Genomic DNA, 15,804 nt, shown 5'->3' on the forward strand with positions numbered 1-15,804 from the left:
CAAGACCTGGCGAGAGATTTAATCAGGGCGTGGTGTGACTGAGCAGCAGCTGGGGCACTGTTATCCGCTTGCAGATTTAACCCCCTTAATCGCCACACTGGGGTTCAGTCCTGATAGTGTCCTTCCGTCCTGGGCTCGGTTGCTAACACTTGCTCCCATTGCGCCTGCTGATACAGATTAAAGTCACATTACTGCATACCGATCTGCCGACTCCGGTGCATGGCTTTTTCCGATAATCACAAGGACGGACGGGTGATTTTATCTTTGCATAGTATGTCTGAGCAGCATCAGAAGGCTCTGTCAGCCACTGGCAGATTTAACCCCCTTAATCTCCAAACTGGGATCAGTCCTGATAGTGTCCTTCCGTCCTGGGCAGGGTTGCTAACACTTGCTCCCATGATACGAAATGCGCCAGCTGATACAGATTAACGTCTCATTACTCCATGCCGGTCTGCCGAAACTGGTGCATAGCTTTTTTCGATATTCGCATGAACAGACGCTTGATTTTTTCAGGTTGTAATATACCTGAGCAGCATCTGAAGGCACTTTCAGTCTCTGTCAGATTTAACCCCCTTAATCGCCAATCTGGGATTTTCTGATGTTAACCTACAGTTCAAGGCCCTTGCTCCCATGATGCGAACCTTGCAACCTGATAAAGATTTAAGCCTCATTCCTGTATGCCGGTCTTACGACTCTAGTGCACGGGGACTATTTTCGGTCATAATAAGACCTGGCGGGAGATTTAATCAGGCGTGGTGTGACTGAGCAGAAGCTGGGGCACTGTCAGCCGCTGGCAGATTAAAACCCTTTATTCGCCATCTCAAGACGTCATTATGGGTAGTCCTTTTAACTTTCTAAGGACCATTAAGCTTAAACTCCGTTTAGAGAATGACGTAAGATTTAGGCTAAGCAGGTTAAGTGATCCCCGCTCCCGGGTTGAACACTTTATTCATCGTACGAGCGAAAGATTGTCCTTCGGGAAATATTTCTTATACACCGCTCGGGCACTTACAGCCACTGGCGGATTTAACCCCCTTAATCGCCAAACTGGGGTACTGTCCTGATGCTGGCCTTCAGTTCTGGGCTGGGTGGCTATCACTTGCTCCCCTAATGCGAAATGTGTCTGTTGATACAGATTAACGTCATTTTCCTGCGTGCCGGTCTGCCGACACCAGTGCACGGCCTTTTTTCGGTCATTACATTACCGGGCAGGAGATTTTATCAGGGCGTGGTGTTACTGAGCAGGAGCTGGGGCACTATCAGCAGCTTGCATATTTAACTCCCTTAATCGCCAAACTGGTGTTCTGTCCTCATGCTGGCCTTCAGTTCTGGGCTGGGTTGCTATCTCTTGCTCCCATAATGCGAAATGTATCTGCTGATACAGATTAACGTCATATTCCTGTATGCCGGTCTGCCGACACCAGTGCTTGGGCTATTTTCGGTCATAACAAGACCTGGCGAGAGATTTACTCAGGGCGTGGTGTGACTGAGCAGCAGCTGGGGCACTGTCATCCGCTTGCAAATTTAACCCCCTTAATCGCCAAACTTGGGTTTTGTCCTGATGCTGGCCTTCCGTTCTGGGCGGGGTTGCTATCACTTGCTCCCATCATGCGAAAAGTGCCTGCTGATACAGATTAACGTCATATTCCTTCATGCCGGTCTGCCGACACAAATGCACGGGCTTTTTTCGGTCCTTACAATACCGGGCAGGAGATTTAATCAGGGCGTGGTGTGACTGAGCAGCAGCTAGGACACTGTCAGCCGCTGGCAGATTTAACCCCCTTAATCGCCACACTGGGGTTGCCTCCTGAAGTTGGGTTTCAGTTCTGGGCTAGGTTGCTAACTCTGCTCCCATAATTCGTAGTGGGCCTACTCAAGAGATTAACACCTCATATCTTTAGACTGGACTGACGACAACGATTCACAGTTAGGAAACGTAAATCAGCACACCGGTGAGATAGATTTTAGGGTCTAAGCAAGAAATAGGGTAGGCGTGAAGATTCATTAATGGAGCTCATAACGTCAAAGCGTAGAGAAGTCGACAAGAATCGTGGTTTAAAAAGAATGAGCATTAGGTATGGACTAGAGAGTCTGAGCTCTCATCTGCAAGTTAAGCTCACAAAAAATCATAAAAAAGTAAACAAACATTAGCTTAGGATTGAAACAAAGGATAGAATTGTACGTATAACAATGAAATGGACGCATTATGCGTAAAGTTTACATATATGCGTAAAAGTCGGTTTTCAGTGCAAAAAGGTCATAACCATGAATTTACTTGAAAAGATCGCCCTCGTTGGTCAGCGCATGAAAAGCGAGCAGATTTCTCTTAAGGAATCTCTGATGGCTTCATCAAGAGTATCTGTTTCTGATGATAGTGTTGATGGTGTTGATAGACTGATCTACAACCACTGTTTAAATAAAAAAAATCTCTCTGATTTTTTTGGGAAGTCACGAGTAACGTTCAATAAAATACTTTCGGACTTAGAAGAAAAAGAACTTGTTGGTGCACCTATTTATCAAAACAAAAATCATCTTTACACCCGCTGGGATGTTCAAAAAATAATGGATGCCCTGGGTTATCCCAAGTACCGCGATCATTACTTTAGCAGAGCTATTGTTACTCAGAATCATAAAGGCGGTACAGGGAAAAGCACTACATCTGTAGCTTTAGCAGTAGCAGCTGCTTTAGATCTACAACTGAATGCACGTGTATTAATGATCGAATGGGACCCACAAGGTTCGATTGGAAGCAGCATGATTCAAAGTGTCTCAGAAGATGATGTCTTCCTTACAGCAATTGATGCAATCCTTGGAATTTATGAAGAAAATTCTGAGTATAAAAAATATTTAGATTCAGGATTCTCTGAAGAAGAAATCATCACTAATATGCCTTTTTCAACGCATCTGCCAAACTTGGACGTGATAACGGCATTTCCGACAGATGCTCGTTTTAAAGATAAATACTGGCAATGTTCTAGAGAAGAACGAACGTCTTTGTTACTACGTTTCAAGGAAGTTATCTTACCGGTACTGAAGCAGAACTATGATTTGATTATTATAGACACTCCACCTGAAGATTCACCTTTGATCTGGGCTGCTGACGAAGCGGCCGATGGGATTCTTGTCGCAGTGTCACCACGTGAATATGATTACGCCTCTACTACAGACTTCATGCTTACAATAAGTGAAAGGTTTAAACAATCACCAAGTAAGGGCGATAATTTAAAATGGTTCAAAGTTCTTGCTGTCAATGTTGATGACAAAAGTCCATATGAAAGAATAGTTTTGGATAAATTAATCAGAACTGTTCAGGACCTTTTGATGTCCGCTAACATAAAAAATTCTGAAGCATTTAAGGCAGCTGCTTCCAAAGGGCGTACAGTGCTTGATATCAAAAAATCAGAGGAACTTTGTTCCGCAAAGCAACTTGATGTCGCAGAAGAATCTGTATTACAGGTATATCAACAATTTATAAATGAAATAAAAAGTTTTTCAGCTAAGCAAGGAGTTAACGCATGAGCGATGAGCAACATATCGGGAATGATAAATCTCGATATTTAAACGCACCAAAGCGGACAGAAGTCGGTCACCGTTCAGGTCTTGCGGGTTTGAAAACAGCACCTCGCATAAAAAAGTTATTCACTCTTCATAAGGGCCGAAGACTTGAAGCGGAACATGTGATTGTTCCAGCCCAGAGAGTGGAGAAGGAGACCTTAGTCCATCCAGCAAACCCACGAAATCAAGAAGCCCTTACAGATTATTCTGTTAGAGATATTCTTAAGCAGATTGAAGAAAGAGGGGTCGATACCGAAGGGATCGCTGTAAAAAGAGATGGGGTTTATTTATTAATAGAAGGAAGTCGCAGACGTTTCTGCTGTATAAAGGCAGAAAAGGATCTCCCCCTGTGGGTACTACCGGATGAACTAACCGAAGATGATATAAATTCAATTATATCCGCAGCACAAACATCTCGAAAATTTTCATATAGAGAAGTTGGGTTTCAATTTATCAAGAAAATGGAAGAAAAGGGATTTTCTACTAATGAAGAACTCGCAGCATATCTTGGGATTAGTCATGTATCGGTAGCCAAAAGAATCCAGGCGGCCCGTATTGACGAAACATTGATCTCTTTATTCCCGGATTATGAAGGAATACCGAACTCCTATTATAGTCGCTTGTCTCGTTTACAGAAATATGTGCAAAAAAATCTATTTCCTTTAGATGAAGTAATAGATAATGTTAAAGAGGAAACAAAAGATTTAGACATTGGAGATCTCCAAGTTGCCCAAAAAGTTGTAATGGAGAAAATCACACAAGCTGTGGAAAGTGTTTGTGAAAAATCTTATTCCACAAAATGGGAAACAAGTGATCTTATTACTTTTGATAACAAAGATAAGTATGCAAGAATCAGTAAAAACAATACTGGAAGAAAAATTCGCATTGAATTCAATAGGATAAGTGCGGGTTTTATTAAGGAGCTAGAGGAGTTCATAAAAGAAAAATTAAAAGTATCAGAATAAATATTGAACTGCATCTTTATGATGCAGTTCATATGATTTATATTTTTAATTTCTTGTTATATTAATATGGGGTGTGCGCAGGTTCAGACATATAAGGTCTTAGTTCTATATGAACAGAAGCGCCATTCCCATCATTTACTACGTTTAAAGGTGCTTTGCCCGGCAATGACATAGTTGCAACGTCAGGTCCAGAAACAGCAAAATTATTTTCTGCTGAAGGCATTACTGTAAAAATCTTTATAGCAACATTTTCATGTCTAAATAAAGAAATCCCAAAAGTAGAACCAGCTTCGGTATTGCTCACGTCCACAACCACAGGGGTTTTTCCTAGATATTCATTAGTTAGTATGTTTTTTACTAATGCCCCTTCCGGGACAGTATAGATACGGTATGGATATGCTAAAACTGAGTGACAAAAACATAATAAAATAACAATTAATGTTTTTTTCATAGATTATCCTCATTCAAAAATAAAAGATATAACTCTTGAAAATCGTGGTTATTAATTAGGTCCGCTTTTCCGGGAAAATCGTAACTAACAGAAAATAAAAGAGAAAGAGAATCTTTTCCTTTTGCTTTGGGAGAGATTCTGCTAAAAGCACGGTTAATAAACATAAGTTGATCTTCATTGTTGAAGCAAAGTCCAAGCATTCCAACCGTAGGAACTACGAATGTGCTTACGCTGCCTGGGGGCAAAAGTTGCTTACTACGGGCATTGTAAGCACAACGACTACCACCTAGCGTTAGGCCTGAAAGCTCAATAAAACTTCTGGTTCCATTCTTGGCGACAAGCCAAACATCAGTTCCTGAACTTTCGACACGTAAAGTAACTTTTCCGTCAGTAAAGGCCTCACTTTTATTGTATAGAATAGGGTCAAAACCAACTGTCGGGAGTTCTTCGATTTTACTTTCTACTGACTGACAACCAGTCAGTAATGCAAACAATAAAAGTGTGATAACTTTAATCATCCCGCTTCCTTAGATTGTTTTTGGCGCTGGTTATAAAAGATAATGATTCACCGGGGTAGAGAATTGTTTCTTTCGTCCAATAACCATAACCACCGAGGATATCTTTTCTTTTCTCAATATAAACCGGTTCAGAAAATTCTAAATGTTGATATTTCGGAAGAGATAAGATTTTATATTTTACTTGTCCAACTAAGAGGTAATTCTTCTCTTTAGGATTGATGGTTACTGAATTACCAACACTTTGAGGTATGTTAAGTTTTTTTATATTTAGATCAGAATCGTCAGGAACGGACACTTGATCATTAGATGTCTTTCCGGGAAGAGTAAACCCTTTATCCTGATCCGGTCCAAAGATGGCAATTACATCTTTGTTGTTTCTTGTGATCGAAACGATAGCCTGAAGGGGCGTATTAGCAAGGTCATTTATAAACGATATAGTTATACTTGATTTAGGCTCGACCCAAACAATGCTTTTTCCGGATGTGCCTTCGCTTAATGCAATTTTTTCATTTAGTAAGATTTTATTTTTGGCAATGATATTATACTCAAGTTTCGGTATCACCATAAAAAGTGATTCTTTATTTGAAACATTCATGATTTCTAAGAAATTGGTTTTGGTCATGCTGGTCTTTAGAACAGGCCTATATTTACCATTTATAAACCACCTTCCGTTTATAAGCTCCGCTTTAGCAGATATAAGTGAATCACTTTTCTGAGCGGCAGAAGAAAAAGCATCTTTTCTTTGCTCTTTCTCTTGATGTGGTGCAGCTGCTGCGTGAAGATGCAAAAGTAATGTTGAAATTGAGATAATCTTCCATTTTATCTTCATCTTGTTACCTCAATGTTGTTTTCAATCGAATCGAGTTCTAAAGGATAGGTTTTAAGTGAATAAAACTTGTTTGTTGTTTGTATTAGCTGATGACACAATAAAACTGGATTGTTCTTCATGATTATTTCTACTAATGTAAGTGCTGGTGAGTCAGTTGGCGGTATACCCGGAGCAACTATTACCTGGTCTTCTAATTTTGACATATAGAGTGATCCAGTATTTATATGTAAACAATTACCGATCAGTACTGGAAGATTGTTTTGAGTACGACCATGGGCTTTTCGAATGCTGTTTACAGGATTCCTACCTAGGACCATAAGGTTGACGTCATTTATCATCATTGGTATTACGGCATGGTCCATACCGAATAGAAACTGGCTCTGAAAAATATTCACATTGGCATAGTTGAATGCTTGAAGCGCATTATAAGTATCAGTGAATGATGTGCGGATAGGGGCGTAATCAGAAGGGCAAACCCCAATTTTTATATCGCCTTTGAGTAAAATCTGCATCATCGTACCAAGCTGGGTATTAAGAAGTTTTTTTACCTCTTCCTCTAAATAGTAACGATTTACAGCTTTATGCCACTTTCCGCCCATTACACACCATCTCTCATTGAGGTATGTGCTGGGGTAAAATGTTCTCCGGTCTTTGTTTAATGGTAACAATTTTTTTAACATTTCTTCTCCGGCTCCGGCAGCTGAGAAATGCCTCACAAAACGTCCATCGAAAAAGCCACTGTTTATCGCCTTCATCAACTCTATGGGTTCCGGCCCATAGTCAAACAAATTTCCAGTAGAGAAAATTACTATCTCTTCTTCTGGCTTTGTAACTGATTGAATCAAGTTGCACAGCGCAGAGTAATGTCCATGAGGATCTGCCAGAAAGAAAATCCTTCCCGAGAAGTTTGTAAGGTCTATAGTTTGGACGTGCTCAGCTGCCATAAATTCCTCTACGTATGTTTACATCGATGATACGGTATTTCGAGCTATGATTTTTTTACATAAAGGCGTCATTTTGGATTCTAAGCCTAAGGACCTTTGTTACTTACTGGTAAAGGCTCCAGTCCTGGCTCTCAAACAGTTCATACTTAGGATGCAAAGTAACTTTCTGATTATAATTGGCTCCTTTATAAACATGTTTACTTCATGAATACAGGATATTTAACGGTAATGTATTTAAAATGGAAGGATGCTGAAATAACATAGAGTTACGTATTTTTTTAATAGTGTTGATGTTGATAATAGGTCACCATTAATGTATAAAGTTAATATCTAATATGGTCCTATTAATAAAAGAGAGTTTTTATGGCTGAACTATTAAAATCTGAAAGTCCTGTTTCACAATCATTGCAGGATATCACTGAAGCTTTAAAAATCGTTGTCGATGATGGAAGTAAAGCTGCAAAACTGGTTTGTCTTAATGAAAGAAACGAATTAGTTCCCTTGCTCACACAAAATAGTTTTGTTCCAGATTTCCGTGTTCGCCATGAGGGTCTCAATCCTTTTAACTATCTTATTGATGGGCTGGAAAGGTTTTCGCATCACAGCGAATCTAGTAACTCACTGGAATCGACTGATGTATCTCACCAATACGATGAAATTAGCCGGTTAAATGTTCACCATGCACTTCATGCTTCTGGTTTAGTTCCTCAGGATGTTCACCTCTTTGTTACTTTACCTCTTAGCCAGTTCTATACTGCTTTAGGGGAAACGAATATTGAAAATATTCAGAGAAAAAAAGATAACCTGATGAAACCAGTTGAGCGTTATCTTGACGGTAAACGCTATTCTTTCAACGTTTTGTCTGTGACTGTTTTCCCTGAATCTTTACCAGCTGTGACCCGGGCAGATGAAATTGAGGATATTGCTTCATTTGAATCAAGTTTGGTAATTGATCTTGGTGGTACTACTCTTGATGTTGCAAGTATTACTGGGCAATTAGAACAGATTTCGAAAGTAAAAGGGAAGGTGCGAATAAGCAGGTCATTTCTTCCCAAGCTGACTCGCTGATTAAAATTTCGCGGATCTGGGCCGATTTTTTTCCCGCAAACACATCGAATCAGCCTATTTAGGCTATTTTTTCCACCATTTCTGGCGTTATTTCCGGTTTTTACTGAGATCTCTCCCACTGACGTATCATTTGGTCCACCCGAAACAGGTTGGCCAGGGTGAATAACATCGCCAGTTGGTTATCGTTTTTCAGCAGCCCTTTGTATCTGGCTTTCACGAAGCCGAACTGCCGCTTGATGATGCGAAACGGGTGCTCCACCCTGGCACGGATGCTGGCTTTCATGTATTCGATGTTGATGGCCGTTTTGTTCTTGCGCGGATGCTGCTTCAAGGTTTTTACCTTGCCGGGACGCTCGGCGATCAGCCAGTCCACATCCACCTCGGCCAGCTCCTCGCGCTGTGGCGCTCCTTGGTAGCCGGCATCGGCTGAGACAAATTGCTCCTCTCCATGAAGCAGATTACCCAGCTGATTGAGGTCATGCTCGTTGGCCGCGGTGGTGACCAGGCTGTGGGTCAGGCCACTCTTGGCATCGACACCAATGTGGGCCTTCATGCCAAAGTGCCACTGATTGCCTTTCTTGGTCTGATGCATCTCCGGATCGCGTTGCTGCTCTTTGTTCTTGGTAGAGCTGGGTGCCTCAATGATGGTGGCATCCACCAAAGTGCCTTGGGTCATCATGACGCCTGCTTCGGCCAGCCAGCGATTGATGGTCTTGAACAATTGACGGGCCAGTTGATGCTGCTCGAGCAGGTGGCGGAAATTCATGATGGTGGTGCGATCCGGCAGGGCGCTATCCAGGGATAATCGGGCAAACAGGCGCATGGAGGCGATTTCGTACAGGGCATCTTCCATGGCACCGTCGCTCAGGTTGTACCAATGCTGCATGCAGTGAATACGCAGCATGGTCTCCAGCGGATAGGGCCGTCGGCCATTGCCCGCCTTGGGATAAAACGGCTCGATGACAGCGGTCATATTCTGCCATGGCAGAATCTGCTCCATGCGGGAGAGGAAAATCTCTTTTCGGGTCTGACGGCGCTTAGTGCTGAATTCACTATCGGCGAAGGTGAGTTGATGGCTCATGATGTCCCTCTGGGATGCGCTCCGGATGAATATGATGATCTCATATCAGGAACTTGTTCGCACCTTCCCTAAGAATTATCTTAATAAATCTGGTACTTAATTATTATTTTACTTATAAAGTCTCTGTGCTTTAATGGTTATGTAAGGATTTTTTGATACCCTTATACCCGATGGACCTAAGGTCACTGACAACGATGTTCATGTAGAATCTTCGTTTCTGTAATCCCTTTTGTCCTTGTCCCAAATGTTTGATTATTATAATAAAGGCTGATCGAATGCTATCTCGCAACTCACTAATACATGGTTTACGCCGAGACCAGTTAATCGGAGTTCTGACTATTTCAGAGTTTCCGGTAGTTATGGTAGAAAGCCACTTCATTCAGTCTGAGGTTATGGGAATAAAACCCGTAATTTTTAATATTGATGAGCTTCTTGTTTCTATATCCCCAATTTCCTCTCTTAAGTTCGATTGGGAGTGGGCCCCAGTTGATACAATACTCATTGAAGTTATCATTCCACCTGTAGAGTCAGACCTTGTAAGTGCAGAAAATGACTTCCTCCGTGATTCTGGTATCGGCCATATCCAGTGCGAGCCTGGCGGAGCATCAATACGACGTACAGTTACCTTCGTTGGTGGAATAACCGCTGATAACTTACTGTATCAGTTGAGGCTTATGTGCGTAAGTGCGTTAAAACTTTTAGGAGAGGAACTGGGGGATGAAGTCTAAGATTAGATATGTTTTATCTGGTTTTGTTGTGATATGTGCATTTGCTGGAGTTTATAAAATCCTAAACAATGTTCCGGTTAAACCTGACCTTTTGGACTTCACTGGAAACACATTTAAAAAGACATCACTCTTCCTGCCATGTGATAAAAGCTCGCCTTCTTTAAACATTAAAATTGCTGATAACGAGAAAATCGTGATCAACGGCATCGCTTCAAAAGTAACTTTTGTTGAAAAGGCTGACCCCGTCAAAAGCCCTGGTTTTTGTGATGATCTTGATCTAAACAATTCTCGCCTTGTACATACGGCATCTTACAGCATGGTGATTTCTGAAACCAAAACAGGATATACACTCTCAAATTTCAAGCATCTTGCCGATGATGAATCATTAGGTGGTATGTGGTTTTATCAAAAGTGACTTTTTATATGGCAACTTCAGACTTCTCTCTTAAAAACCATAATGTAAAAGCTTTTGGTCAGGATGCAGCACTTGTCATTGAGATGAACAATGAAGATGTTAGCTCATCAAAACCTTCACCTTTTTCAAATGAGATTGATAATTATTATCTTACATTGCACGCCGCTCCGAGGAACGCCAAAAAAGATTATGACTGGGGCTCAAACCGTTCTGTACTTCTAAAATTGTCGACGAATGAAGTTATGCAGATGGCATCTGTATTTCTTAGAATCATGCATACTTTAAAAATTGATAAGAGGAAAACCTCACATCATGGCCACGTCGTATACAAAAATATAAGCGTTACCCCAAACGAGAGGGGCGGTTTGTTGTTATCAGCAGGGATAGTTCCAGTCGATAAAGACGGCTTAAAACCCTTCATGCACATGGTCCCCGTCTCACAAATGGACTGCGTTAAAATTGGCCTCTACATACTTGGATATCTTGCTCAAAAAACGCCTTGGGTAAGCTCCGAGTCTATAATTACCGCGCTTCGCTTATCTGAAGCCAAGAATTCAAAATAGCGTATTAACATACGGAATACATGGAAAAATACAGGTTTTTTTAAATGTTATACGAACGGATATTTCTGTTTTTCATCGTAAAGTGAGTTTAATTTTGCTCAGAAAAACAGGTATTCGTCATGAGAAAATCAGGTTTAGGTTTAGCCCTGTTGTTTTCTTTAATTGCTCCGATTAAAGCGGTCTATGCCGAAGCGATTATGATTTCAGGAAAGCTACAGGCTGATTTGCCAGCCGTATCCTTTGACCCGGGGCCGGGCGACTTTGTTGCATACGTTAATTCTAACACTATCACTGCCTCAGGTGCAGGCACAGCCTGTAATGTAACGGTTGATGATCGAGCGACTTCCTCTGTTGATAACCTCGTTTGTTTTTTTGAGTGGTTACCCAATACCTTGGGATTTACTTCTAACGGTTTCACTCTTTCAGGCGTTCCCAACACCACCGGTGATTTAAAACTACCTTACAAGATTTCTTACTTCTCTGGTTCTGAACGGAAAAAAGTTGAAATAGTAAAAGGTGAATATTCAATCAAAAGTGTGGCACCGGTAAAACCTACTATCACCGGTCTTAAATCATCCCTGAACGGATTAGTCTATGACGGCTTTTCTTTCAAATCGTATTTAAAGGATGAAGCGATCAAAGATATCGCTGTTTCTGTTGAGCCCCGCAATTATATTCAATACATCTCAATAGGTTCAGGCTCCGCCTGTGAAGTTCCTATTGGCGGAACTTCCTGTACCATTGAAGTTGGAAGCATTAAGGCCAGTGATACAGATGAACTTTTGGGTTCACGTGATATCACAATTACAGCAAACTCTAAGAATAATTATTTCGCACCTCCTGAATCCAAAAAGCTTGTTGTTAACTGGGATTATCGGCCTCCTGTAGTAGACCATACACTTTGGAATTTTACCGATGAGGCTAAAACAATCAAAGTAGGTGGCCAGGACATCTATACCGGAGCCAAAACCGTTGCTGTGGCCGTTAAGGTACCCCAGCAAGAAACAGAAGGTGAATGGTGGCTCCCAACAGCTATGTCGCTCACTATGACTCCGGATGGCGTGTTTAAACCGACGACTAAAGTGACTTTAGATGATGGCACTGAGATTGATTTCAAACAGTCCTGGGCAACCCCTTTACGTAGAACTTTACAGCCGGTAAGTGGACCTCAAAAAGTCGGTGATGAGTACCTCTATATCTTCGACTTAACGGATCTTATAAACGGGTCCTACGCAGCGACTTTTACAGTAGAAAATACGAGCAAAAACTCTTCTACGTACACTGAGCCTGAAAGCAAACTGATGCTGTCTGATAACCCAACGCTTATGGTTCTCAAAGATGGGCAGGTATTAACTAAACGAGCACCCGTATACTTCCTGAACGAGATTATCGTTGCAGCTTTCCAGGGGCAGGCTGGGGTTGCTGACATAAAATCAGTAACAATAGACAACAAAGTAGTTTCGTTAACACCTACAAATTATAGAGGTATTTACTACCTGCCGGTTGGAGACGATTTAGCAGTTAATTCGGATCACGAGATTACTGTGGTGGCTGAAAACCTTTATGGAAAAAACGTTAATTTCAGTACCGTTTTCACTTATCAACCTACTGGATTCACTCTCAAGAATCTGGAAAAAAACGTAACTCTTTACTCGCGTGTACGTCAGTATACGGACCTGCTTAGTCAAACAGCTGGTGATAAATGCACTCTGTTTACCACAGAGGAAAATGCGAATGCTTACCTCGCCTGGTATGGGGAAAAATCAGATGTTACAGCATGCTACCCTCAGTGGAACAATGTCCCTGATGGGTTGGAGTTCTATTTTAAAGGACGTACCCCGGGTCTAACTGGATTCTTTAATAAAACAGGTGAGAATCTGCTCGACTATCAAGTCTATATGATTAACGGGAAGGGCTCTAAAGCGGTATCCGCAAGGAATCGCCGTACTCTGACCACACAATTACCATACAACCCGATCATCTCTTACAAAAAGAATAAAGTCATAGCTGGCATCAATCCGAACACTGCTCTGGCTTATACGACCGGGGGGGAGGCCGCTCGAATATTAGCGAAGGTGGTACCAGCTGACGTTACGATGATCGTCTCTCAAAACGGCTCTGAGGCTGTCAAAACGTCATTTAAAAATCGTTCCTCAAACAACGATGCAACGACCTTTGTACAAAGGGTTAAGGTTGCTGCTGCACCATTGTGGACAAAGAACGTCTTTGACATAGCTGTAGAATACTCAAAGGATCCAGAATTAAGAACTACAGACACACTCAACGTATATACGGTGCCTGATTTCAATATTCGAGCATCGATGGAAGTGGATGACAGAAAAACAGCCACATCTCTTGAAGTGCCCTTAAAGGTAACAGTGGGGCGTTATAACAACTCCACACGTAAAAGTGCATTTGACCGTAAAACAATGGGAGAATGGGACGTCACGATATACTCGCAAAAAAGTGTATACGGCAAAGATCCAGAAACAGGCCGTTATAAAACTACATACGAAAGAACTGCGCTGACTGAAGCATTGCCGGTCAATGATGCGGGCATTGTCGAAACCAAGATTAAAATTGAAAATATGGATCTGGGTAATATGCGTCTGGTTGGTGTGGCTAAGGTCAGATCGCCATTCTCTGATTTTGAAATGAAACGTGAGACCAGTGCTGTAGGCATTCGAATCTATAAAGGTGAGGAACTGGAGGGTAACCTGTCGAAAAGCCTTATTATCGGAAGGATCCCACTTAGTACTCTGGTAAGCTTCAAATCTGCCAGTACTGCTAACTCTGACGCACTTGCCCCCACCGAATGGCAGCAGTCCTCTGATAATGGTCAAACCTGGAATATGCTTTCCGACATGACCGGAAAGAGAAGTGTAAGTATCAAAAAGACAGAAGTAGGAAAGTGGCTTTATAGGGCAAAAATGACCAATAAATTCACATCTAAGGTTTCCTACACAGATGCCTTAACGGTAGTTACCTACAAGCAGCCTAAGCTCAGTATAGATGTGACAGACATTCTTCAGGGCTCAGATGTACCTGTAACCCTGCTTGATAACGATGAGCCTATACCAGCAGGCACCGCTGAGGTTCTCTGGTCAGAGGATAAAGTCAACTGGGTGCAGGGAGATACAACTTACACTGTGGCTTCAGCTGATACCCTACCGTCTACGATTTATGCCCGGATGCGTTACCTTGATTCCGATGAACTGGCAGAGGAGTCTTCATGGAAGGAAACGTCTGCTCGGTTGGCAGCCGCAAAACCCAAGCGCCTTTCTGTCTCGGTAACGGGGGTTTCTAAGGTAGAGGTTGGTCAAAAAGTTACTTTGGAAGGTAAGTTCACGAACCCTAACAGTAAGTACCAGAATGGTAATAACGTAGTTGAAGAATGGAAAACACCGGATGGCCAGACATTTAAAGGCTCTACACTGTCTGTTACCCTTACTGAGCAAATGTTGGATAAACAGGGATATGCTGCTTTTGAATACAGTGCATGGTTAGCGGACAATAAGGAGAATACGGTTTCTACCCGTAGAGTTTCTGTCAAATCGTGGGTTTATAAATTCCCCGAAATGAAAATAAGCTCCAAACTTAAATACGACATGGCACCGACCACCCTACGCGTTGCGTTGAGCGGTATTAAGGATGGAGACTATCCTGGTGTTACTTATTCCCGAGAATGGATTTACGACAAAGAGAATCTGGTAATCACTAAAGATGAAGGTGACACCAAAGAATTTACAATTGAAAATCCTGGCAAATATACATTGATGGTTGTTTTCAAAGATAACCGCAACAATGAACAGCGTATCGAAAATACCTTTGTTGTCGATGAACAAACGCCAATGAACGTTGAGATGACACCCAAGTTCTCTAACAAATATATGAGAGCTCCACTCGATGTAACCTTAAGGTCAAACATCAAGCTATCTCATTCGGCGGACTCGATAGATACGGTCACATACAAGGTGAACGGTGAGGTAATACCCAGCGGCAAAAATTATTGGGCTCAACTGATTTCGGGTTTAAAAGAAAAGAAATACGAGATCACAATTGATGTTGTTAGTAAACTTGGACAGAGAGGTTCAGCATCTGTTGAGTTTGATGTCGTTAAAAACGCAGTGCCTAATTGTACATTGAGCTACACGGAAACCAACCTAAGCTGGAGCTTTACCAATAAATGTGATGATACTGATGGAAAAATGGTTAGATATGAATGGTTCATCAACGGCGAATTAAGGAACGTTTTCGGTAGTACGGCTACACTTTCTAAAAACCTTAACCGTGGTAAGCAGGACATAAAAGTAATTGCTTATGATGATAGTGGAGACTTTGCAACGCAGCACGTGACAGTTTTCGGACCGGCTGAAGAGGCAAGTAAGTCTGAATACACTGTATCAATACCAAGCAGTGAGTAATAAATTTTTAAATATAAAGCCGGGACATTTTGTCCCGGCTTTTTTATGCCCAACAATTGGACCTTTGAAAAATTAATACCGGAAAGTAACTTTGCTACAAAGGTATCTTTCATGGCCGCTAACAAGGCTGCGTCTACATGCTGAGAAATTAACATCCTTATAGGTGAATATTAGGTTAGTTTGCAGACTTCCGAGCGTTGAAAAACATGGATAATAGTTACTTGGATAGAGGTGTATCTACTTAGTAAAAATATTCTTCAGTG

The 15,804-nt window shown here is 41.7% G+C and carries 12 protein-coding genes; 7 read left to right on the forward strand and 5 right to left on the reverse strand.

Annotation, left to right across the window (positions count from 1 at the left end):
• Positions 1–2,265 precede the first annotated feature (2,265 nt).
• A complete protein-coding gene (locus PGQ95_RS24020; protein WP_001050364.1) occupies positions 2,266–3,519 on the forward strand; it encodes a ParA family protein in 1,254 nt (417 codons plus the stop codon).
• Complete coding sequence (locus PGQ95_RS24025; RefSeq protein WP_001278836.1) at positions 3,516–4,520, forward strand: ParB family protein; 1,005 nt, start codon at positions 3,516–3,518, stop codon at positions 4,518–4,520. Before PGQ95_RS24020 ends, PGQ95_RS24025 begins: the two co-directional genes overlap by 4 nt.
• A 61-nt stretch (positions 4,521–4,581) precedes the next feature.
• Here PGQ95_RS24025 and PGQ95_RS24030 read toward each other — a convergent pair whose 3' ends face one another.
• Genes PGQ95_RS24030 through PGQ95_RS24045 form a run of 4 tightly spaced genes read right to left on the reverse strand, consistent with a single transcriptional unit; the run spans position 4,582 to position 7,262 of the window.
• On the reverse strand, positions 4,582–4,971 hold the full coding sequence (locus PGQ95_RS24030) for a hypothetical protein (protein ID WP_001572421.1): 390 nt from the start codon (positions 4,969–4,971) through the stop codon (positions 4,582–4,584).
• Positions 4,968–5,489: a hypothetical protein gene (locus tag PGQ95_RS24035; protein ID WP_000598516.1), complete on the reverse strand. Its 522-nt coding sequence runs from the start codon at positions 5,487–5,489 to the stop codon at positions 4,968–4,970. The genes PGQ95_RS24030 and PGQ95_RS24035 overlap by 4 nt, the downstream gene beginning before the upstream one ends.
• Positions 5,482–6,318 (reverse strand): hypothetical protein, encoded by an 837-nt coding sequence (locus PGQ95_RS24040; RefSeq protein WP_000695957.1) that lies wholly within the window; start codon positions 6,316–6,318, stop codon positions 5,482–5,484. The genes PGQ95_RS24035 and PGQ95_RS24040 overlap by 8 nt, the downstream gene beginning before the upstream one ends.
• A complete protein-coding gene (locus PGQ95_RS24045) occupies positions 6,315–7,262 on the reverse strand; it encodes a metallophosphoesterase (RefSeq protein ID WP_000718594.1) in 948 nt (315 codons plus the stop codon). The genes PGQ95_RS24040 and PGQ95_RS24045 overlap by 4 nt, the downstream gene beginning before the upstream one ends.
• 363 nt (positions 7,263–7,625) lie before the next feature.
• Here PGQ95_RS24045 and parM point away from each other — a divergent pair, with 363 nt between their 5' ends.
• The gene (gene parM / locus PGQ95_RS24050) at positions 7,626–8,330 is read left to right on the forward strand and encodes a plasmid segregation protein ParM domain-containing protein (protein ID WP_077249218.1); all 705 of its coding nucleotides are present in this window, start codon (positions 7,626–7,628) and stop codon (positions 8,328–8,330) included.
• Between the two features lie 100 nt (positions 8,331–8,430).
• Here parM and PGQ95_RS24055 read toward each other — a convergent pair whose 3' ends face one another.
• Entirely contained in the window at positions 8,431–9,411 is a 981-nt protein-coding gene (locus PGQ95_RS24055; protein WP_000019445.1) for an IS5-like element ISKpn26 family transposase, read from the reverse strand.
• A gap of 275 nt (positions 9,412–9,686) precedes the next feature.
• On the opposite strand from PGQ95_RS24055, the gene hdtA reads away from it, so the two are divergent.
• From hdtA to rsp, 4 genes are all read left to right on the forward strand, one after another.
• Entirely contained in the window at positions 9,687–10,139 is a 453-nt protein-coding gene (gene hdtA, locus PGQ95_RS24060) for a H transfer determinant A (protein WP_000952689.1), read from the forward strand.
• Positions 10,129–10,554, forward strand: a complete 426-nt coding sequence (locus tag PGQ95_RS24065) for a hypothetical protein (RefSeq protein WP_000836980.1) — start codon at positions 10,129–10,131, stop codon at positions 10,552–10,554. Before hdtA ends, PGQ95_RS24065 begins: the two co-directional genes overlap by 11 nt.
• An 8-nt stretch (positions 10,555–10,562) precedes the next feature.
• Positions 10,563–11,117, forward strand: a complete 555-nt coding sequence (locus tag PGQ95_RS24070; protein WP_000235775.1) for a plasmid transfer protein — start codon at positions 10,563–10,565, stop codon at positions 11,115–11,117.
• 119 nt (positions 11,118–11,236) lie between these two features.
• A complete protein-coding gene (rsp, locus tag PGQ95_RS24075) occupies positions 11,237–15,541 on the forward strand; it encodes an IncHI-type conjugal transfer protein RSP (protein ID WP_065311105.1) in 4,305 nt (1,434 codons plus the stop codon).
• Positions 15,542–15,804 lie beyond the last annotated feature (263 nt).

The organism is Klebsiella sp. 141240, assembly GCF_050600805.1.
GTDB lineage: Bacteria > Pseudomonadota > Gammaproteobacteria > Enterobacterales > Enterobacteriaceae > Klebsiella > Klebsiella aerogenes.